The organism is Variovorax sp. SPNA7 (genome assembly GCF_033807855.1).
Classification (GTDB): Bacteria; Pseudomonadota; Gammaproteobacteria; order Burkholderiales; family Burkholderiaceae_C; genus Variovorax; species Variovorax beijingensis.
In genome coordinates, this window is sequence record NZ_CP138513.1 from 1,091,860 (window position 1) to 1,112,260 (window position 20,401).

The following is a 20,401-nucleotide window of genomic DNA, read 5'->3' on the forward strand; positions in this document are numbered from 1 at the left end:
CGGAGCGCGCACGGCCTGTCATCATTCGCGCCTGCATGACCCAAGAACCGACTTTCCCCATCGATCTGTTGAACCGCGCCAGGCAGCTCCTGGCCGCTCCGGACGGCACGCTGCCCGGCGCCGCCGCCACGCCCGAGGCCGGCTGCGTGGTGCTGATTGCGATAGGCGACGGCACGAGCCGTGCGCGCGTGGTCGCCGGGCGCGCCGAAACCACCGAGCAGGCCTGGCAACAGGCCAGCGATGCGGCGATTGCGCTCGTGCAGCGCATCGGCATGCAGCCGCGCCGCGTGCGCGTGGAGCTGGTCGACCAGGTCGAGCCGATGAACTGGGGCGCGCTGAAGGCCCGCTTGGCGCGCACCAAGCGCAACTACTTCAACCTGGGCGTGTCCTTCGACGCGAAGTTCGACGTGGCGCTGCTCGCGCCGGAGATCAACGGCAGCGCCGTCTTCTACAACGGCACGGTGGGCCATGCCGAGCCCAATCCGGGCAACCTGCGCCTTCATGCGAAGCGGCGCTTCGGTGCCGAGCTCGATTTTCCGCAGGACGACGCGGCGCCGGTGTGGTGCTTCACCACGCGCGCGGCCTATGCCGACGCCGAAGGCGCGTGGCCGATCACCCCCAAGGGGCAGGCGGCGGGCTATCGCACGCTGCCCGAGTGGGGCGCCGGCCAGGTGCGCAGCCTGGTGGACAGCGCGAGCGACTATCTCGCGGCGCAGATCAAGCCCACGGGCGAGTTCCACTACGGCTGGTTCCCGTGCTTCGACCGCGCGATCCCCACCTACAACACGCTGCGCCACGCGAGCTCGACCTATGCGCTGCTCGAGGCCTGGGAGCTGACCCGCAGCGACAGCCAGAAAGCGGCCATCGACCGCTCGCTGTCGCTGCTGACGAAGCGACTGATCCGCCAGGCCGAGCTGCCCGATGGCACGCGCGCGGCCTACCTGCTGGACGTCGGCGACGAGATCAAGCTCGGCGGCAACGCGGTGTGCCTGCTGGCCCTCGTCAAGTACACGGAGCTCACGGGCGATCCGCAGTACCTGCCGCTGATGGAGCAGCTCGCGCTCGGCATCCAGGCCATGCAGGACCCGGCCAGCGGACGCTTCGTGCACGTGCTCAACTACCCCTCGCTCGAAGTGAAGGACGCCTTCCGCGTCATCTACTACGACGGCGAAGCCGCCTTCGGCCTGATGCGCCTGTACGGGCTCACGCGCGACGAGCGCTGGCTCGCCGTGGTCGAGAAGGGCTTCGAGCATTTCATTGCCGCCGAGCACTGGCGCGCGCACGACCACTGGCTCAGCTACTGCGTCAACGAGCTCACACGAGTTCGGCCCGAAACGCGCTACTACCAGTTCGGCCTCCGTAACGTGGCCGACTACCTGGACTTCGTGCTGGAGCGCATCACCACCTTCCCGACCCTGCTCGAGCTGATGATGGCCGCGCGCGAGATGGTGGAGCGCCTGGCCGCCGACCCCGCGCTGCGCCCGCTGCTCGAAGGCTTCGACCGCGCCAAGTTCGACCGCGCGCTCGAGCACCGCGCGCGCTATCTGGCCAATGGCCACTTCTGGCCCGAGCTCGCGATGTTCTTCCGCAACCCGGACCGCATCGCCGGTTCGTTCTTCATCAAGCACCACAGCTTCCGCGTGCGCATCGACGACGTGGAGCACTATCTCTCCGGGCTCATTGCCTACTGGAAACACCGTCGATGAACAGCAACAGCAGCAGCATCACCACCCGCGAATTCGGCCGCATGCCCGACGGGCGCATCGTGACCGAATACACCCTGGACAACGGCTTGGGCCTGCGCCTGAGCGCCATCAACCATGGCGGCATCGTCACCGCATTGCGCGTGCCGGACCGGCATGGCCACAGCGCCAACATCGTGCTCGGCCTGCCGAGCCTCGCGGACTACCTGGGCCCGCATCCGCACCTTGGCACCATCGTCGGGCGCTATGCGAACCGGATCGCGGGTGGCCGCTTCACGCTCGACGGCGCCCAGCACCAGCTCCCGCTGAACAACGGCGCCAACTCGCTGCACGGCGGGCACCAGGGCTTCGGCACGCGCTTCTGGCAGATCGAGCCGGTGCCGGCGGACAGCGCGGCGGGCGACATCGCGATCGAGCTTCGCTACACCAGCGCCGACGGCGAAGAAGGCTTTCCGGGCGAAGTGCAGCTGACGGTGCGCTACGCGCTCAGCAGCACCGAGAACAGCTGGCGCATCGACTACCGCGCCGTGACCGACCGGCCCACCGTGCTGAACCTGAGCCACCACGACTACTTCAACCTGGCGGGCGAGGGCGCGGTGCTGGACCATCGGCTCACGATTCCCGCGAGCCGCTATTGCCCCGTGGATGAAGGCCTGATTCCCCTCGGCCTCGCGCCGGTGGCCGGAACGCCGTTCGACTTCCGCGCGGCCACGCCGATCGGCGAGCGCATCGATGCGGCGCACGAGCAACTGCGCATCGCCGGCGGCTACGACCACAACTGGGTGCTCGACCGCGAACCGGCCGGCCTCGCGCTGGCGGCGCGGCTCGAGCATGCGCCATCAGGGCGCGTGATGGAGGTGCACACGACCGAGCCGGCGGTGCAGTTCTATTCGGGCAACTTCCTCGACGGCAGCCTGCGCGGCGCCGATGGCGAGAGCTTGCGGCGCGGCGCCGGGCTGTGCCTGGAAACGCAGCACTGTCCCGATTCGCCGAACCAGCCGGACTTTCCTTCGACGGTGCTGCGGCCGGGCGAAGTGTTCAGCAGCAGCACGCTGCACCGCTTCGGCACATTGGCCTAGCCGCCGAACTCGGCCGCAAGCAGGCCGGGGCTGCCGATGCGCACCGCGAACAACCCGCCGGCCAGCGGCTCGGCCTCGAGCTGTTCGGCCGTGAGCCCGCTGCGCGCGGTGCTGATGTAGAGCGTGCACAGGTCCTCGCCGCCGAAGGCGCAGTCCGTGACGTTGCTTGCGGGCAGTTCGATGCGGCACAGTTCGGCGCCGCTCACCGGGTCGTGGCAGCTCACGCAGTGGCCACCCCAGCGCGCGATCCAGAGGCGGCCGGCCGCGTCGGTCGTCATGCCGTCGGGCAGGCCGTCGCCTTCTGCGAAGCGAAGCCACACCCGCTTGTTGCCCACGGTGCCGGCTGCGCTGTCGAAGTCGTAGGCATACACGCGGCCTTCGACCGTGGCGTTGAAGTACATCGTGCGTTCGTCGAGCGACCAGGTCGGCCCGTTGGTCACCGCAAAGCCGTCATCGTGGCGCGTGCAGCGGCCGTCGGCGTCGAAGCGGTAGAGCGCGCCGGTCGGCGCCACGCAATCGAAGTCCATGGTGCCGCCCCAGAAGCGGCCCTGCCGGTCGCACTTGCCGTCGTTGAAGCGGTTGCCGGGCCGGTCGGGCTCGGGCTGGTGCAGGTAGCGCGGCGCCGCATCTACCGCGGGGTCGAACAAGGCGAAGCCGCGGCGCATCGTGACGATCAGCCCCGGCGCGCCCGCGCGCTCGGCCAGCGCGGTGATCTCCTCGTCGAATTGCCAGCTGCGGCGCGCGCCGCTGGCCGGGTCGAGCCGGTACAGGCGGCTTTCGAGGATGTCGATCCAGTAGAGCGCCCGTTCGCGCGGCGACCACAGCGTGCCCTCGCCGAGCGTGGCGCCTGCGGGCCACAGGCACTCGGGCTGGCCGAGGATCGATGGCGCGCCAAGGGGCGTGGGAGTGGATGCGGTGCGGCCGGTCTGGGTCATTTGTTTTGCGCCTTTGTTGTCTCTGTCCTTGACGCGGCGGATCGTATCAAGGCATATTGATAATAGAAACTAAACTATTTGGCATTAAGTGATATTGATTTTGCAATGTCACGGCCAGCTCTCTGGAGACACCCATCTTGAAGGATTCCCCGCAGCTTTCGATCCATCCCAGCCTGAAGGGCCGCACGGTGTTCGTCACCGGCGGCGGCAGCGGCATTGGCGCGGCGATTGTGGCCGCATTCGCCGCGCAGGGCGCACGCGTGGCCTTCGTCGACATTGCCGAAGGCGCCAGCGCCGCGCTCGCGCAGCGCATCGCGCAGGAAGGCCATGCCGCGCCGTGGTGGCGCGCCTGCGACGTGCGCGACATCGGCGCGCTGCAGCAGGCCGTGGCCGACGCGGCTGCCGAGCTCGGCGACTTTGCCGTGCTGGTCAACAACGTGGCGAGCGACGACCGCCACACGCTCGAATCGGTCACGCCCGACTACTACGACAACCGCATGGCCATCAACGAGCGGCCCGCGCTGTTCGCGATCCAGTCGGTGGTGCCGGGCATGCGGCGGCTGGGCTTCGGCTCGGTGGTCAACCTGGGCTCCACGGGCTGGCAGACCAAGGGCTCGGGCTACCCCTGCTATGCGATTGCCAAGTCGTCGGTCAACGGCCTCACGCGCGGCCTGGCGGTGGAACTGGGCCGCGACCGCATCCGCATCAACACCGTGTCGCCCGGCTGGGTGATGACCGAGCGGCAGGTGCAGCTCTGGCTCGACGACGAGGGCGAGCAATCGCTCAAGCGCAACCAGTGCCTGCCCGACAAGCTGATGCCCGAGGACATCGCGCGCATGGTGCTGTTCCTCGCGTCGGACGACGCGAAGATGTGCACCGCGCAGGAGTTCACCGTGGACGCGGGCTGGACCTGATCAGTCCATTTCAAGTTTGCGGCCGTAGACGCTGAGGCTCGCGGTCTTCAGCGCCTTCATCATCACCTTGGCCGCCGGCGACAGCAGCCGGTCGGTGCGCGTGATGATGCCGAAGGCGTCCATGTGGCAGGGCATGTCCAGCGGCAGCAGCGACACGATGCCGTGCGCGGCGTAGTAGCGCGCCACGTCGGTCGCGAGCACGGCCACCATGTCGCTCTGCTGCAGCATGCGCGTGATGAAGAGCAGGGCCGAGCTCTCGATGATGTTGTTCGGCGGCACCAGGCCTTCCTCCTGGAACATCAGCTCGAAGCGGTGGCGCAGCACGCTGCCCGCGGGCGGCACGATCCAGCCGGCGCCCACCACGTCGCGCAGCGTGAGGCCGCTCACGCCCAGGAGCGGATGGCCGGGGCGCACCAGCGCGCACACCGGCTCCTCGGCCAGCGCTTCGTAGCGCAACTGCGACTTGTCGTGCTCGGCGAAGAGCCGCGCCACCAGGATGTCGAGCTTGCCCTGCTCGAGCCGCTCGATCAGCACCGCGCTGGTCTCGATCTCGAGCGACACGCGCAGGTCGGGCTGCTCGCGCTTCACCATCGCCACCGCGGGCGGCATCAGCGTGAGGCCCGGCGCGGTGATGGCGCCCACGCCCACCTGGCCGAAGCGGCCGGCCTTGAGCGCGGTGAGTTCGTCGTGCGCCTGGTTCAGGCTGGCCAGCGCCACGCGGGCATGGCGGATCATGGTTTCGCCGTACCAGGTGGGCCGCATGCCGCGCGGCAGCCGGTCGAACAGCGGCACCTCCAGCACGTCTTCCAGGTCCTTCAGCAGCTTGGAAGCGGCCGGCTGCGTCATGTTGAGCACCTGGGCCGCGCGGTGGATGTTGCCTTCCTCCGCCAGCGCCACCAGCAGGAGCAACTGCCGCGTCTTGAGGCGGGCGCGGATGAACCAGTGGTTGTAGTTGGTCATGTCTCGTGGGGTGTTGTTTGTTAAAGCTTTGTGCTCAGAGGGTTTTCCAGAATCCGGCGATTGATATGCATTTTGTCGAAAAAATGATTGGATTGATATCAATTCTGTTCATAGACTCGCCGCACTTCCAAAACCAGAGACAAGGTCGGCGCGCAGGTGATTCACGGCGAGATCCATCAGAACGTGCGGCAATACATCAACGGCCGCTGGGAAACCAGCGCGACCACCGGTGTGAGCGCCAATCCTTCGGACACCAGCGAAGTGGTGGCCGAATACGCACGCGCCGATCGCCGCCAGGTCGAATCCGCCATCCGCGCGGCCGCCGATGCCTTTTCCCACTGGAGCCACAGCACGCCGCAGCGCCGGGCCGACGTGCTCGACCGCATCGGCACCGAACTCCTGGCGCGCAAGGACGAGCTGGGCTTGCTGCTGGCGCGCGAAGTCGGCAAGACCCTGCCCGAGGCAGTGGCCGAGGCGGCGCGCGCGGGGCAGGTGTTCAAGTTCTTTGCGGGCGAGGCGCTGCGCGGCGGTGGCGAGAACATGGCCTCGCTGCGCGCGGGCGTGCAGGTCGACGTCACGCGCGAGCCGGTGGGCGTGGCCGGGCTCATCACGCCGTGGAATTCGCCGCTGGCGGTACCGGCAACCAAGATTGCGCCGGCGCTCGCGCATGGCAACTGCGTGGTGTTCAAGCCGGCCGAACTGGTGCCGGCCTGCGGCTGGACGCTGGCCGAGATCATCAGCCGCGCCGCACTGCCCGCGGGCGTGTTCAACCTCGTGATGGGCAGCGGCCGCGAGGCCGGCCAGGCGCTGGTCGACAGCCCGCTGGTCGATGCCCTGAGCTTCACCGGCTCGGCGCGCAACGGCGAACGCATCCTGCAGGCGGCCGCCGCGCGGCGCGCCAAGGTGCAGCTCGAGATGGGCGGCAAGAACGCGCTCGTGGTGCTGGCCGATGCCGACATCGACCATGCGGTCGACTGCGCGGTGCAGGGCGCCTACTTTTCCAACGGCCAGCGCTGCACGGCGTCGAGCCGGCTGATCGTCGAGGCCGCGGTGCACGATGCCTTCGTCTCGCGGCTGCGCGAACGGCTCAAGGCGCTGAAGATCGGCCATGCGCTCGAACGCGGCATCGACGTCGGGCCGCTGGTCGATGAAGAGCGCCTCGCGCGCAGCCTGGCCTGGGTCGGCATTGCGCGCGAAGAGGGCGCCGAGCACGTGTGGGGCGGCGAGCCGCTGCAGCGCGCCACGGCCGGCCACTACATGAGCCCCGCACTGTTCCTGGCCCAGCCCGGGCACCGCATCGCGCGCGAGGAAATCTTCGGCCCGCTGGCCTGCGTGCTGCGCGCCGCCGACTACGACGAGGCGCTGGCGCTGTGCAACGACACGCCTTCGGGCCTGAGCGCGGGCATCTGCACCAACTCGCTCAAGCACGCGATGCATTTCAGGCGCCATGCCGAGGTCGGCATGACGATGGTCAACCTGCCGACGGCGGGCGTGGATTTCCACGCGCCCTTCGGCGGGCGCAAGGGGTCGGGCTACGGGCCGCGCGAACAAGGGCGCCACGCCGCGGAGTTCTACACGACGGTCAAGACCGGCTACATGCTGGCCTGACCACCACGGACGGTTTTCATCAGCAAGCAAGCAAGCACTCAGAAAGAAGGAGACATCCCATGAAACTCAATCGCCGCACCCTCAATATCGCGCTCGCCGCCGCCTCGCTCGGCGGCCTCCTGCCCGCCACCGCGCTGGCGCAGAAGAAGATCGTGCTCGGCTTCAGCCAGGTGGGCGCCGAGAGCGAATGGCGCACCGCCAACACCGAGTCGATCAAGTCGTCGGCCAAGGAAGCCGGCATCGAGCTCAAGTTCTCCGACGCGCAGCAGAAGCAGGAAAACCAGATCAAGGCGATCCGCTCGTTCATCGCGCAGAAGGTGGACGTGATCGCCTTCTCGCCGGTGGTCGAATCGGGCTGGGAAACCGTGCTGCGCGAAGCCAAGGCCGCCAAGATCCCGGTGGTGCTGACCGACCGCTCGGTGAACACCAAGGACGACTCGCTCTACGTGACCTTCATGGGCTCCGACTTCGTCGAGGAAGGCCGCAAGGCGGGCCGCTGGCTGGTCGAGAAGATGAAGGACCAGAAGGGCGACGTGAACATCGTCGAGCTGCAGGGCACCGTGGGCTCGGCACCGGCCATCGACCGCAAGAAGGGCTTCGAGGAAATCATCAAGGCCGACCCCAAGTTCAAGATCGTGCGCTCGCAGACCGGCGACTTCACGCGCGCCAAGGGCAAGGAAGTGATGGAAGCCTTCCTGAAGGCCGAGGGCAAGAAGATCAACGTGCTCTACGCGCACAACGACGACATGGCCATCGGCGCGATCCAGGCCATCGAGGAAGCGGGCCTGAAGCCGGCCAAGGACATCACGATCATCTCCATCGATGCCGTCAAGGGCGCCTTCGAAGCCATGATCGCCGGCAAGCTCAACGTGTCGGTCGAATGCAGCCCGCTGCTCGGCCCCCAGCTGATGAGCGCCGTGAAGGACATCAAGGCCGGCAAGCCGCTGCCCAAGCGCATCGTGACCGAGGAGACGATTTTCCCGATGGAAGTCGCCGCCAAAGAGTTTCCCAACCGCAAGTACTGAGAGCGAACACCCATGAAACGCAACTTCCTCAAGGCCTCGCTCGCAGGCATCGCACTGGCCGTCGCCGGCATCGCGCCGCTCGCGCATGCGCAGGACAAGGGCCCGATCGCCATCTCGATGCCGACCAAGTCGTCGGCCCGCTGGATCGCCGATGGCGCCAACATGGTCAAGTACTTCAAGGAAAAGGGCTACAAGACCGACCTGCAGTACGCTGACGACGACATCCCCAACCAACTCGCGCAGATCGAGAACATGGTGACCAAAGGCTCCAAGGTGCTGGTCATCGCGGCCATCGACGGCACCACGCTGTCCGACGTGCTGCAGAAGGCCGCCGACAAGGGCGTGAAGGTCATCGCCTACGACCGGCTCATCAAGGGCTCGAAGAACGTCGACTACTACGCCACCTTCGACAACTTCCAGGTCGGCGTGCTGCAGGCGCAGTCGATCGAGGCGGCGCTCGGGCTGAAGAGCGGCAAGGGCCCGTTCAACATCGAGCTGTTCGGCGGCTCGCCGGACGACAACAACGCCTTCTTCTTCTACAACGGCGCCATGTCGGTGCTGGACCCGTACATCAAGAGCGGCAAGCTGGTGGTGCGCAGCAAGCAGATGGGCATGGACAAGGTCGGCACGCTGCGCTGGGACGGCGCGGTGGCGCAGGCGCGCATGGACAACCTGCTGTCGGCCTACTACAGCAAGGACCGCGTCGATGCGGTGCTGTCGCCGTACGACGGGCTGTCGATCGGCATTCTCTCGTCGCTCAAGGGCGTGGGCTACGGCTCGGCGTCGCAGCCGATGCCCATTGTCTCGGGCCAGGACGCGGAGATTCCTTCGGTCAAGTCGATCCTGCGCAAGGAGCAGACCTCGACCGTGTTCAAGGACACGCGCGAGCTGGCCAAGGTCACGGTGGCCATGGCAGACGCCATGCTGTCGGGCAAGACGCCCGAGGTGAACGACACCAAGACCTACAACAACGGCATCAAGGTGGTGCCCTCGTACCTGCTCAAGCCCGTGAGCGTGGACGGCGGCAACTGGAAGCAGGTGCTGGTCGACAGCGGCTACTACAAGGAAAGCCAGGTCAAGTGAGCGTTGGAATGGCAGCAGCGGGTACGCCCAGCATCCTCGAGATGCGCGGCATCACCAAGACATTTCCGGGCGTGAAGGCGCTCAGCGATGTCAACCTGGCGGTGCGCGCGGGGGAGATCCATGCGGTGGTCGGCGAGAACGGCGCGGGCAAGTCGACGCTCATGAAGGTGCTGAGCGGCGTCTACCCGTGCGACTCGTACACCGGGGAGATCCACTTCGAGGGCGAGCTGCGCCGCTTCCGGAGCATTGCCGACAGCGAGAAGCTCGGCATCATCATCATCCACCAGGAGCTGGCGCTGGTGCCGCTCTTGTCCATTGCCGAGAACATCTTCCTCGGCAACGAGATCGCACATGGCGGCGTGATCGACTGGTTCGCCGCCTATGCGAAGACGCGCGAGCTGCTCGCCAAGGTCGGCCTGAAGGAGCCGCCGACCACGCTGGTGACCGACCTGGGCGTGGGCAAGCAGCAACTGGTGGAGATTGCGAAAGCACTGGCCAAGGAGGTCAAGCTGCTGATCCTCGACGAGCCCACGGCCAGCCTCAACGAGAACGACAGCGATGCGCTGCTGATGCTGCTGCTGGAGCTCAAGCGCCAGGGCATCGCATCGATTTTGATCTCGCACAAGCTCAACGAGATTGCCAAGGTGGCCGACTCCATCACCGTGCTGCGCGATGGCGCCACGGTGGAAACCATGGACTGCCGCGGCCAGCCGATCAGCGAGGACCGCATCATCCGCGGCATGGTCGGGCGCGACATGGCGCACCGCTATCCGCAGCGTGATCCGAAGATCGGCGAAACGGTGTTCGAGGTGCGCGACTGGCGTGTGCACCACGCGCTGCATGCCGACCGTGAGCAGATCAAGGGCGTGGACCTGCACGTGCGCAAGGGCGAGATCGTCGGCATCGCAGGCCTCATGGGCGCAGGCCGCACCGAGCTTGCGATGAGCGTGTTCGGCAAGTCCTACGGCCAGCGCATCAGCGGCACGGTGCTGATGCACGGCCAGCCGGTGGACGTGGGCACGGTGCGCAAGGCCATCGACCATGGCATTGCCTATGTCACCGAAGACCGCAAGGGCCTGGGGCTGGTGCTGGAGGAAAACATCCAGAAGAACGTGAGCCTGGCCAACCTGGAGGCGGTCTCCAGTTCGATGGTGATCGACGACGCGCGCGAATTCAAGGTGGCGAGCGACTACCGCCGCGCACTCAACATCCGTTCATCGGGCGTGGAGCAACTGGTGGTCAATTTGTCGGGCGGCAACCAGCAGAAGGTGGTGCTCAGCAAATGGCTCTTCACCAAACCCGAACTCCTGATTCTCGACGAACCCACGCGCGGCATCGACGTGGGCGCCAAGTACGAGATCTACACCATCATCGACCAGCTCGCGAGCGAGGGCAAAGGCATTCTCATGATTTCTTCCGAACTGCCGGAACTGCTCGGCATGTGCGACCGCATCTACGTGATGAACGAGGGCCGCTTCGTGGCCGAATTTCCGGCCGCCGAGGCTTCGCAGGAGCGCATCATGCATGCGATCGTGAGCGCAGGGAGCTCTGTCCATGTCGCAGCCTGACGCCAACGCGGTGAACGCCGCCGTCCCCATGCCAGAAGCCGCCCCGAAGCTGCACGCCGGCTTCCTCAAGAACAACCTGCGCGAATACGGCATGCTGATCTCGCTGGTCGCGATCATGGTGCTGTTCCAGGTGCTGACCGACGGCACGCTGCTGCGGCCGCTGAACCTCACGAACCTGCTGCTGCAGAACAGCTACGTCGTCATCATGGCGCTGGGCATGCTGCTGGTGATCGTGGCGGGGCACATCGATCTGTCGGTGGGCTCGGTCTGCGGCTTCATCGGCGCGCTGGCGGCGGTGTTGATGGTGGAGTACGAATGGCATTTCGTGCCGACGGCCATCATCAGCATTGCGGCGGGCGCGGTCATCGGCGCCGCGCAGGGCTGGTTCGTCGCATTCCGAAAGATCCCCTCGTTCATCGTCACGCTCGCGGGCATGCTGGTGTTCAAGGGGCTCACGCTGGCGCTGCTGGCGGGGCAGTCGGTGGGGCCGTTCCCGGTCGAGTTCCAGCGGCTGAGCTCGGGCTTCATTCCTGATCCGCTGGGCGGCCTCGATGGCGGTGGGCTGCGCATCACCTCGCTGGTGGTCGGCGCGCTGGCCGCCGCGGCGCTGGTTTTCTTCAAGCTGCGCGGGCGCGCCAAGCTCGCGGCGCACGGCATGGAAACCGAGCCCTATGTGTTCTTCCTGGTGAAGAACCTGTTCTTCGCGGCCATCATCCTGTTCTTCAGCTACCTGCTCTCGACCTACAAGGGCCTGCCCAATGTGCTGATCGTGATGGCGGTGCTGATCGTGGTGTACGACTTCGTCACCAACCGCACCACCATCGGCCGGCGCATCTATGCGCTGGGCGGCAACGAGAAGGCGGCGCGGCTGTCGGGCGTGAAGACGCAGCGGCTCGCCTTCCTGACCTTCGTCAACATGGGCGCGCTGGCCGCGCTCGCGGGCCTGGTGTTCGCGGCGCGGCTCAACACGGCCACGCCCAAGGCGGGCCTGGGCTTCGAGCTCGACGTGATCGCGGCCTGCTTCATCGGCGGGGCCTCGGCCTCGGGCGGCGTGGGCCGCGTGATGGGCGCGGTGATCGGCGCCTTCATCATGGGCGTGATGAACAACGGCATGTCGATCCTGGGCATCGGCATCGACTACCAGCAGGTCATCAAGGGCCTGGTGCTGCTGGCGGCGGTGTTCATCGACGTCTACAACAAGAACAAGTAGGCGCATGAGCCAGAGCAGCACCAGCCCCGTGCTCGAACTGCGGGGCATCCACAAGCAGTTCGGCGGCATCCCGGTGCTGCGCGACGTGCAGCTCAGGCTGTACCCCGGCGAGATCCATGCGCTGATGGGGCAGAACGGCGCGGGCAAGTCGACGCTCATCAAGGTGCTCACGGGGGTTCTTCCGTCGAGCGGCGGCGAGATGCACCTGGACGGACAACCCATTCATCCCGCCTCGCCGCTGGAGGCGCAGAAGCTCGGCATCAGCACGGTCTACCAGGAGGTCAACCTGTGCCCGAACCTCTCGGTGGCCGAGAACGTGTTCGCGGGCCGCTATCCGCGCTGCGGCGCGGCGCAGGGTTTTCGCATCGACTGGGCGGCGGTGAACCGGCGCGCCGAGGAACTGCTGGCGCGCATCGGCCTCGACATCGACGTGAGCCGGCTGCTGTCGAGCTATTCGGTCGCGGTGCAGCAGATGGTGGCCATTGCGCGCTCGCTGGGCGTGTCGTCGAAGGTGCTGATCCTCGACGAGCCGACCTCGAGCCTGGACGACGACGAGGTCGAGAAGCTGTTCGAGGTGCTGCGCCGCCTGCGCGGCGAGGGGCTCGCGATCGTCTTCGTGACGCACTTCTTCAACCAGATGTATGCGGTGTCGGATCGCATCACGGTGCTGCGCAACGGCAACTGGGTGGGCGAGTGGCGCGCCGCGGACCTCGGCCCGCAGGCATTGATTGCCGCGATGCTGGGGCGCGAACTGGCCGCGCAATCGGCGCGGCCGGCGGCGCTGCCGGCCTTCGATGAAGCGGCGCCCGCCCTGCTGCAGGCCGAGGGCCTGGGCCAGGCAGGACAGCTGCAGGCCACCGACCTGCGCGTGCGTGCCGGCGAGGTGGTCGGCATCGCGGGCCTGCTGGGCGCGGGCCGCACCGAGCTTGCGCGCCTCTTGTTCGGGCTCGAAGCGCCCGACCGCGGCGTGCTGAGCATCGATGGCCGTTCCGTCAGCTTTTCGAACCCGGCCGATGCCATCCGCGAAGGGCTCGCACTGTGCCCCGAAGAGCGCAAGACCGACGGCATCGTGGCCGAGCTGTCGGTGCGCGAGAACATTGCGCTTGCGCTGCAGGCGCGCCTGGGCGTGCGGCGCTTCCTTTCGCGCGCCGAGCAGACAGTGATCGCGGAGCGCTTTGTCGCATCGCTGGGCATCAAGACCGCGAGCGTGGAAACCCCCATCGGCCTGCTCTCGGGCGGCAACCAGCAAAAGGCCATGATCGCGCGCTGGCTCGCGACCGAGCCGCGCCTGTTGATCCTGGACGAACCCACGCGCGGCATCGACGTGGCGGCCAAGCAGGAAATCATGGAAGAGATCCTGCGGCTCGCGAAGGCGGGCATGGCGGTGATCTTCATCTCGTCGGAGATGAGCGAGGTGGTGCGCGTCGCGCATCGCATCGTGGTGCTGCGCGACCGGCAGAAGGTGGGCGAACTCCCAGGTGGTTCGACCGAGGATGAGGTCTACGAAATGATTGCAGCAGCATGACGCACACGCTGTCTCCGTGTTGTCCCCTCTCCCGCTCGCGGGAGAGGGCCAGGGTGAGGGTAGGGGCCTTCGATAAGCAGCCGGCCTTCGCGCAGGCCGCACCCTCACCCCAACCCTCTCCCGCAAGCGGGAGAGGGAGCAAGACCGATGCGTTGCACGGTGTTCGGTGGAGCCTGACATGAATAGCGCCAGCACCCTCCTGGTCCGCGCGATGAGCCACCGCCTCGCCTGGCCCCTCGTCACGCTGCTTCTGCTGCTCGCGGTCAACACCGCGTTCAACGCCAGCTTCCTGCACCTCGAATGGCGCGACGGCCATCTGTATGGCAGCCTGATCGACATCCTCAACCGCGCGGCGCCGCTGGTGCTGGTGTCGCTGGGCATGACGCTGGTGATTGCCACGCGCGGCATCGACATCTCGGTGGGCGCGGTGGTGGCCATTGCGGCGGCCGTCGCGGCCTGGATGATCGGCGGCTCGGTGGCGAGCGACGTGAGCCGGTTTCCGATGCCGCTCGCGATCCTTGCGGCCCTGGGCGTTGCGCTCTTGTGCGGCCTCTGGAACGGAATGCTGGTGGCCAAGGTCGGCATGCAGCCGATCATCGCCACGCTGATCCTCATGGTGGCGGGCCGCGGCGTTGCGCAACTCATCGCCGACGGGCAGATCATCACCATCTACTACAAGCCCTTCTTCTTCCTCGGCAGCGGCTACCTGCTGGGCCTGCCGTTCTCGCTGTTCATCGTGGCCGCGGTGTTCGTGCTGCTCTACCTGGCCATCACGCGCACGGCACTCGGGCTCTTCATCCAGGCGGTGGGCATCAACCCGACGGCTGCGCGCGTGGCCGGCGTGCAGGCGCGCAGGCTCGTCGTGGGCGCCTATGCGTTCTGCGGCCTGTGCGCGGGCGTGGCGGGCCTCCTGATCAGCTCCAACGTCAAGAGCGCGGACGGCAACAACGCCGGCCAGCTGCTGGAGCTCGATGCGATCCTGGCCGTGACCCTGGGCGGCACCGCGCTCACGGGCGGGCGCTTCAGCCTCATGGGCAGCGTGATCGGTGCGCTCATCATCCAGACGCTGACCTATGCGATCTACTCGCTGGGCGTGCCGCCCGAGATCAATCTCGTGGTGAAGGCGGTGGTGGTGTTCGCGGTGATGCTGCTGCAGTCGCCTGAATTCAGGTCGGAGGTTCGCGCGCTGGTGCAGCGGCCGGTGCATGAGGGAGCCAAGTCATGAGCGCGGTGATCGAAGCGGCTACACCCTCACCCCAACCCTCTCCCGCTCGCGGGAGAGGGAGCAAGGCGGGGCTCAACCCGAAGTACTTTCCTTTGGCCGCGACCATCTCGCTGTTCATGCTGATGGCCACGCTCGGCTCGATGCGCTATGACGGCTTCTTCTCGGCGCAGGTGTTCCTCAACCTGCTGATCGACAACGCCTTCTTGATCGTCGTGGCCGTGGGCATGACCTTCGTGATTCTTTCGGGCGGCATCGACCTGTCGGTGGGCTCGGTGATCGCGCTCACCACGATGGTGTCGGCCTCGCTGGTCGAGAAGCACGGCTGGAGCCCCGCCGTGGTGATTCCGCTGGTGCTGGCCATGGGCACCGCGTTCGGCGCGTTCATGGGGCTGCTCATCGAGCGCTTCAGGCTGCAGCCCTTCATCGTCACGCTCGCGGGCATGTTCCTCGCGCGCGGGCTCTGCTACCTGATCAGCATCGACTCCATCAGCATCACCAACGCGTTCTATGCCGAGGTCTCGCAGATCCGCATTCCGGTCTGGGGCGAGGCCTCGCTGTCGATCAGCGCAGTGATTGCCATCGGCGTGCTGCTGGCCGCGGTGTTCATTGCGCACTGCACGCCCTTCGGCCGCGCGGTGTACGCCATTGGCGGCAGCGAGCAGTCGGCGCTGCTGATGGGCCTGCCGGTGCGCTCCACGATCGTGGGCGTGTACACGCTGTCGGGTTTCTGCTCGGCGCTGGCGGGCGTGATCTTCACCTTCTACATGCTCTCGGGCTACGGCCTGCATGCGCTGGGGCTGGAGCTCGATGCGATTGCGGCGGTGGTGATCGGCGGCACGCTGCTCACGGGCGGCGTGGGCTATGTGGCGGGTACGCTGTTCGGCGTGCTGATGCTCGGAATCATCCAGACGCTGATCTCCTTCGATGGCACGCTGAGCTCATGGTGGACGCGCATCGTGGTGGGTGCGCTGCTCTTCGTGTTCTGCCTGCTGCAGCGCTTCTTCACTTCGCGTACGCCACGGCGCTGACGCGTTCTTCCTTTTTTCTTTCTCGCTTTCAGGAAACTCCGCATGCCGGACCAAACCCCCAAGAAGAAGCTGCGCTCGACCGAATGGTTCGGCTCGGCCGACAAGAACGGCTTCATGTACCGCAGCTGGATGAAGAACCAGGGCATACCGGACCATGAGTTCGACGGCCGGCCGATCATCGGCATCTGCAACACCTGGTCGGAGCTCACGCCCTGCAATGCGCACTTCCGCAAGATCGCCGAGCATGTGAAGCGCGGCATCTCGGAGGCGGGCGGATTTCCGGTCGAGTTTCCGGTGTTCTCCAATGGCGAATCGAACCTGCGGCCCACCGCCATGCTCACGCGCAACCTTGCGAGCATGGACGTGGAAGAGGCCATCCGCGGCAACCCGGTCGATGCGGTGGTGCTGCTCACGGGCTGCGACAAGACCACGCCCGCATTGCTGATGGGTGCGGCCAGCTGCGACATCCCGGCCATCGTGGTCACGGGCGGGCCGATGCTCAACGGCAAGCTCGACGGCAAGGACATCGGCTCGGGCACGGCCGTGTGGCAGCTGCACGAGTCGCTCAAGGCCGGCGAGATCAACCTGCACCAGTTCCTCTCGGCCGAAGGCGGCATGTCGCGTTCGGCCGGCACCTGCAACACCATGGGCACGGCCTCGACCATGGCCTGCATGGCCGAGGCGCTGGGAACTTCGCTGCCGCACAACGCGGCCATTCCCGCGGTCGACGCGCGGCGCTACGTGCTCGCGCAGATGTCGGGCATGCGCGCGGTCGAGATGGCGAAGGAGGGGCTCACGCTGTCGAAGATCCTCACGCGCGAGGCCTTCGAGAATGCCATTCGCGTCAACGCCGCCATCGGCGGATCGACCAATGCGGTGATCCACCTGAAGGCCATTGCGGGGCGCATCGGCGTGGACCTGGAGCTCGAGGACTGGACGCGCATCGGCAGCAACACGCCGACCATCGTCGACCTGTTGCCTTCGGGCCGCTTCCTGATGGAAGAGTTCTACTACGCGGGCGGCCTGCCCGCGGTGCTGCGGCGCCTGGGCGAGAGCGGCCTCTTGCCGCACCCCGGCGCGCTCACCGTCAACGGCCGGTCGATCTGGGACAACGTGCGCGAGGCGCCGAGCCTCAACGACGAGGTGATCCGCCCGCTCGACAAGCCGCTGATCGCCGACGGCGGCATCCGCATCCTGCGCGGCAACCTGTCGCCGCGCGGCGCGGTGCTCAAGCCTTCGGCGGCATCGCCCGAATTGCTCAAGCACCGCGGCCGCGCGGTGGTGTTCGAGAACCTGGAGCACTACAAGGCGCGCATCGTCGACGAAAGCCTCGAGGTCGATGCGAGCTCGGTGCTGGTGATGAAGAACTGCGGCCCCAAGGGCTACCCCGGCATGGCCGAGGTCGGCAACATGGGCCTGCCGCCCAAGCTGCTGCGCCAGGGCATCAAGGACATGGTGCGCATCTCGGACGCGCGCATGAGCGGCACGGCCTACGGCACGGTGGTGCTGCACGTCGCGCCCGAAGCGGCCGACGGCGGACCACTCGCGGCGGTGCGCGACGGCGACTGGATCGAACTCGACTGCGATGCGGGCCGCCTGCACCTCGACATCAGCGACGAAGAGCTGGCCTCGCGCCTGGCTTCGCTCACCAGCACCGACGCGCAGCCCATGAGCACGCGCGGCGGCGGCTACCAGAAGCTCTATGTCAACCACGTGCTGCAGGCCGACGAAGGCTGCGACTTCGATTTTCTCGTCGGCTGCCGCGGCGCCGGCGTCCCCCGCCATTCACACTGATTAACCATGACTCCCAGATACCGCGGCATCTTCCCGGTGGTGCCGACCACCTTCACCGAACAGGGCGCGCTCGACCTCGAGAGCCAGAAGCGCTGCGTCGACTTCATGATCGACGCCGGCTCCGACGGCCTGTGCATCCTGGCCAACTTCTCCGAGCAGTTCGTGCTGTCCGACGAGGAGCGCGAAGTGCTCACGCGCACGGTGCTCGAGCATGTGGCGGGCCGCGTGCCGGTGATCGTCACCACCACCCACTACAGCACCCGCATCTGCGCCGAGCGCAGCCGGCGCGCGCAGGACATGGGAGCGGCCATGCTGATGGTGATGCCGCCCTACCACGGCGCCACCTTCCGCGTGCCCGAGCCGCAGATCTTCGAGTTCTACGCCGGCCTGTCCGATGCGGTGAGCATCCCGATCATGATCCAGGACGCCCCCGCGAGCGGCACGCTGCTGTCGGCGCCGTTCCTCGCGCGCATGGCCAGGGAGATCGAGCACGTTGCGTACTTCAAGATCGAAACGGCCGGTGCCGCTTCGAAGCTGCGCGAGCTGATCCGCCTGGGCGGCGATGCCATCGAAGGTCCCTGGGACGGCGAGGAGGCCATCACGCTGATGCCCGACCTCGATGCCGGCGCCACCGGCTCGATGACCGGCGGCGGCTATCCCGACGGCATCCGCCCGATCATCGAGGCGCACCGCGCGGGCGACCGCGACAAGGCCTTCGCGCTCTACCAGCAGTGGCTGCCGCTCATCAACTACGAGAACCGCCAGGCGGGCCTTCTGGCCTGCAAGTCGCTCATGAAGGAGGGCGGCGTGATCGCTTGCGAGGCGCCGCGCCATCCGTTGCCGGCGATGCACCCCGAGACGCGCGCCGGCCTGATCGAGACGGCAAAGCGGCTCGACCCGATGGTGCTGCGCTGGGGACGTTGACAACGGCGCCGCGCCCTTCGACGAAGTAGGGCGCGACGATCTCGGTCAGCCAGTCCATCACGGCCAGCACGCGCGGTGCGAGCTGGCGCCGGTTGGCATAGAGCAGCGAAACCGGCATCGGGCGCGCGTTGAACTCCGGCATCACCTGCACCAGCGCGCCCGCAGCCAGGCTCGCTTCCAGGCCCGCGAACGGCGCCTGGATCAGGCCCAGGCCGGCCCGCGCGGCCGCCTGGTAGGCGTCGGTGCCGTTCACCGTGACGGTCGCAGGCACGGGCCATGTCTTGTACACGCCATCGGCGGGGTCGAGGTACTCCCAGCCTGCGTCGCTGGAAGAGAGCGTCTGCGCGAAATGAACGACCCGGTGCTGCGCCAGGTCGTCGAGCGTGCGGGGCGTGCCGTGCGCGCGCAGATAGTCGGGGCTCGCCGCATTGGCCATGCGCAGGGCACCGAGCGGCCGCGCGACGAGTTCCGAATCGCCGAGCATGCCCACGCGCAGCACGCAGTCGAAGCCTTCGTGCACCAGGTCGACACGGCGGTCCGAGGTGCTGATGCCGACTTCGAGCGCGGGATGCCGCGCCAGGAATTCGGGCAGGCGCGGAATGACGAGGTCGCGCGCGATGGCGTTCGGCAGGTCGACGCGCAGCCGCCCCGTGAGGCCGCCGGCCTGCGAACGGAACATGGTGGCGAGCTGCTCGCCCTCGGCCAGGTAGTCCTTGCAGCGGTCGAGGAAGCGCCCCCCGTCCTCGGTGAGCCGCACGCTGCGCGTGGTGCGCTGCAGGAGCCGCGTGCCCAGCCGCTCCTCGAGCTGCTGCACGGCCACCGAAACGCGCGCACGGGTCAGGCCGAGCTGGTCCGCGGCACGGCTGAAGCTCGCGAGTTCGGCCACCCTCGAGAAGATGCGCAATTCGTCGGTGTTCATGGCCGAGGATTGTTTCCTTTCTGGGTAACAGTGTGCGCAGTTTCTCGGAATTTATCTTTCTGCCGGTAATTTTTAAAGTCCACCCATCGACTCATCGATCAACCCACCAAGGACTTTGAAATGACAGCTTCCACAACCGCCAATTCATCCCGCATCGCACTCATTACCGGCGGCAGCCGCGGCCTCGGCCGCAGCGCCGCGCTGGCGCTCGCCGCCGATGGCGTCGACGTGATCCTCACCTACGTGTCGAACGACGCCAGCGCGCAGGCGGTGGTGGCGCAGATCGAGGCGAAGGGGCGCCGCGCAGTCGCACTCAAGCTGGACGTCGGGGACAGCACGACCTTCGCCGCATTCGCGGATTCGGTGAGGGCGGCGCTGGCTGCCACCTGGCAGCGCGAGCGCTTCGACTTCCTGGTGAACAACGCCGGCGTGGGCCTGCACGCGAACTTCGAGGACACGACGGAAGCCCAGTTCGACATGCTCTTCAACGTGCACTTGAAGGGCCCGTACTTCCTCACGCAGAAGCTGCTGCCGCTCATCAACGACGGCGGACGCATCGTCAATGTGTCCTCGGGGCTCACGCGGTTCTCGATCGCCGGTGCCTCCGCTTACGCCGCGATGAAGGGCGGAGTGGAAACGCTCACGCGCTACCTCGCGAAGGAACTCGGCGCGCGCGGCATTGCGGCCAACACGATCGCACCGGGTGCGATCGAAACCGACTTCGGTGGAGGCATGGTGCGTGACAACCCGCAGGTGAACGCGATGGTGGCCGGTTTCACCGCGCTCGGGCGCGTGGGCCAGCCCGACGATATCGGCGGAGCGATCGCGGGCTTGCTGGGGGAGGGCAACCGCTGGGTGAATGCCCAGCGCATCGAAGCATCCGGAGGGATGTTCGTCTGAG

Annotated in this window: 16 protein-coding genes and 1 pseudogene; 14 read left to right on the forward strand and 3 right to left on the reverse strand. The window is 67.1% G+C overall.

Going from position 1 to position 20,401, the window contains the following annotated elements; translation table 11 throughout:
* Positions 1-35: 35 nt before the first annotated feature.
* A complete protein-coding gene (locus tag RZE77_RS04930) occupies positions 36-1,706 on the forward strand; it encodes a Mur ligase (protein ID WP_319440942.1) in 1,671 nt (556 codons plus the stop codon).
* The gene (locus tag RZE77_RS04935) at positions 1,703-2,782 is read left to right on the forward strand and encodes an aldose epimerase family protein (RefSeq protein ID WP_319440943.1); all 1,080 of its coding nucleotides are present in this window, start codon (positions 1,703-1,705) and stop codon (positions 2,780-2,782) included. Before RZE77_RS04930 ends, RZE77_RS04935 begins: the two co-directional genes overlap by 4 nt.
* Here the strand turns inward: RZE77_RS04935 and RZE77_RS04940 are convergent.
* On the reverse strand, positions 2,779-3,717 hold the full coding sequence (locus RZE77_RS04940; protein ID WP_319440944.1) for an SMP-30/gluconolactonase/LRE family protein: 939 nt from the start codon (positions 3,715-3,717) through the stop codon (positions 2,779-2,781). The genes RZE77_RS04935 and RZE77_RS04940 overlap by 4 nt on opposite strands.
* Positions 3,718-3,854: 137 nt before the next feature.
* On the opposite strand from RZE77_RS04940, the gene RZE77_RS04945 reads away from it, so the two are divergent.
* Positions 3,855-4,631 carry an SDR family NAD(P)-dependent oxidoreductase gene (locus RZE77_RS04945; protein ID WP_319440945.1) on the forward strand — a complete coding sequence of 259 codons (777 nt, stop codon included), beginning with the start codon at positions 3,855-3,857 and terminating at the stop codon, positions 4,629-4,631.
* Here RZE77_RS04945 and RZE77_RS04950 read toward each other — a convergent pair whose 3' ends face one another.
* Positions 4,632-5,591, reverse strand: coding sequence for a LysR family transcriptional regulator (locus RZE77_RS04950; RefSeq protein ID WP_012746191.1), 960 nt, complete (start codon positions 5,589-5,591; stop codon positions 4,632-4,634). It abuts the gene before it with no gap.
* A gap of 156 nt (positions 5,592-5,747) precedes the next feature.
* On the opposite strand from RZE77_RS04950, the gene RZE77_RS04955 reads away from it, so the two are divergent.
* The 10 genes from RZE77_RS04955 (at position 5,748) to RZE77_RS05000 (ending at position 18,581) form a co-directional block, all read left to right on the forward strand.
* Positions 5,748-7,199, forward strand: a complete 1,452-nt coding sequence (locus RZE77_RS04955) for an aldehyde dehydrogenase family protein (RefSeq protein WP_319440946.1) — start codon at positions 5,748-5,750, stop codon at positions 7,197-7,199.
* A gap of 59 nt (positions 7,200-7,258) precedes the next feature.
* Entirely contained in the window at positions 7,259-8,224 is a 966-nt protein-coding gene (locus RZE77_RS04960) for an ABC transporter substrate-binding protein (RefSeq protein WP_124960915.1), read from the forward strand.
* Positions 8,225-8,236: 12 nt separating this feature from the next.
* Entirely contained in the window at positions 8,237-9,307 is a 1,071-nt protein-coding gene (gene chvE, locus RZE77_RS04965) for a multiple monosaccharide ABC transporter substrate-binding protein (RefSeq protein ID WP_319440947.1), read from the forward strand.
* 8 nt (positions 9,308-9,315) lie between these two features.
* Complete coding sequence (gene mmsA, locus RZE77_RS04970) at positions 9,316-10,875, forward strand: multiple monosaccharide ABC transporter ATP-binding protein (protein ID WP_319440948.1); 1,560 nt, start codon at positions 9,316-9,318, stop codon at positions 10,873-10,875.
* Positions 10,862-12,085, forward strand: coding sequence for a multiple monosaccharide ABC transporter permease (gene mmsB, locus RZE77_RS04975; RefSeq protein WP_319440949.1), 1,224 nt, complete (start codon positions 10,862-10,864; stop codon positions 12,083-12,085). Before mmsA ends, mmsB begins: the two co-directional genes overlap by 14 nt.
* Positions 12,086-12,089: 4 nt before the next feature.
* Entirely contained in the window at positions 12,090-13,610 is a 1,521-nt protein-coding gene (locus tag RZE77_RS04980; protein WP_319440950.1) for a sugar ABC transporter ATP-binding protein, read from the forward strand.
* Between the two features lie 178 nt (positions 13,611-13,788).
* Positions 13,789-14,835, forward strand: coding sequence for an ABC transporter permease (locus RZE77_RS04985; RefSeq protein ID WP_319440951.1), 1,047 nt, complete (start codon positions 13,789-13,791; stop codon positions 14,833-14,835).
* A complete protein-coding gene (yjfF, locus tag RZE77_RS04990) occupies positions 14,832-15,863 on the forward strand; it encodes a galactofuranose ABC transporter, permease protein YjfF (RefSeq protein ID WP_319440952.1) in 1,032 nt (343 codons plus the stop codon). The genes RZE77_RS04985 and yjfF overlap by 4 nt, the downstream gene beginning before the upstream one ends.
* A 42-nt stretch (positions 15,864-15,905) precedes the next feature.
* A complete protein-coding gene (locus tag RZE77_RS04995; RefSeq protein WP_319440953.1) occupies positions 15,906-17,657 on the forward strand; it encodes an IlvD/Edd family dehydratase in 1,752 nt (583 codons plus the stop codon).
* Between the two features lie 6 nt (positions 17,658-17,663).
* Positions 17,664-18,581: a dihydrodipicolinate synthase family protein gene (locus RZE77_RS05000; RefSeq protein ID WP_319440954.1), complete on the forward strand. Its 918-nt coding sequence runs from the start codon at positions 17,664-17,666 to the stop codon at positions 18,579-18,581.
* Between the two features lie 100 nt (positions 18,582-18,681).
* Here the strand turns inward: RZE77_RS05000 and RZE77_RS05005 are convergent.
* Positions 18,682-19,500 (reverse strand): annotated as a pseudogene (locus tag RZE77_RS05005) (LysR family transcriptional regulator); the annotation flags it as partial.
* A gap of 120 nt (positions 19,501-19,620) precedes the next feature.
* Between RZE77_RS05005 and RZE77_RS05010 the strand changes: the two are divergent.
* Entirely contained in the window at positions 19,621-20,400 is a 780-nt protein-coding gene (locus tag RZE77_RS05010; protein WP_319440955.1) for an SDR family NAD(P)-dependent oxidoreductase, read from the forward strand.
* Position 20,401: the final 1 nt, after the last annotated feature.

Excerpts from the sequence above, each read along its gene's own strand:
- RZE77_RS04940 (WP_319440944.1), bottom strand. The coding sequence starts at position 3,717 with ATGACCCAGACCGGCCGCACCGCATCCACTCCCACGCCCCTTGGCGCG.
- RZE77_RS04985 (WP_319440951.1), top strand. The coding sequence starts at position 13,789 with ATGAATAGCGCCAGCACCCTCCTGGTCCGCGCGATGAGCCACCGCCTC.
- RZE77_RS04950 (WP_012746191.1), bottom strand. The coding sequence starts at position 5,591 with ATGACCAACTACAACCACTGGTTCATCCGCGCCCGCCTCAAGACGCGG.
- RZE77_RS04960 (WP_124960915.1), top strand. The coding sequence starts at position 7,259 with ATGAAACTCAATCGCCGCACCCTCAATATCGCGCTCGCCGCCGCCTCG.
- RZE77_RS04935 (WP_319440943.1), top strand. The coding sequence starts at position 1,703 with ATGAACAGCAACAGCAGCAGCATCACCACCCGCGAATTCGGCCGCATG.
- RZE77_RS05000 (WP_319440954.1), top strand. The coding sequence starts at position 17,664 with ATGACTCCCAGATACCGCGGCATCTTCCCGGTGGTGCCGACCACCTTC.
- mmsB (WP_319440949.1), top strand. The coding sequence starts at position 10,862 with ATGTCGCAGCCTGACGCCAACGCGGTGAACGCCGCCGTCCCCATGCCA.
- yjfF (WP_319440952.1), top strand. The coding sequence starts at position 14,832 with ATGAGCGCGGTGATCGAAGCGGCTACACCCTCACCCCAACCCTCTCCC.
- mmsA (WP_319440948.1), top strand. The coding sequence starts at position 9,316 with ATGGCAGCAGCGGGTACGCCCAGCATCCTCGAGATGCGCGGCATCACC.
- RZE77_RS05010 (WP_319440955.1), top strand. The coding sequence starts at position 19,621 with ATGACAGCTTCCACAACCGCCAATTCATCCCGCATCGCACTCATTACC.
- RZE77_RS04980 (WP_319440950.1), top strand. The coding sequence starts at position 12,090 with ATGAGCCAGAGCAGCACCAGCCCCGTGCTCGAACTGCGGGGCATCCAC.
- RZE77_RS04930 (WP_319440942.1), top strand. The coding sequence starts at position 36 with ATGACCCAAGAACCGACTTTCCCCATCGATCTGTTGAACCGCGCCAGG.
- RZE77_RS04995 (WP_319440953.1), top strand. The coding sequence starts at position 15,906 with ATGCCGGACCAAACCCCCAAGAAGAAGCTGCGCTCGACCGAATGGTTC.
- chvE (WP_319440947.1), top strand. The coding sequence starts at position 8,237 with ATGAAACGCAACTTCCTCAAGGCCTCGCTCGCAGGCATCGCACTGGCC.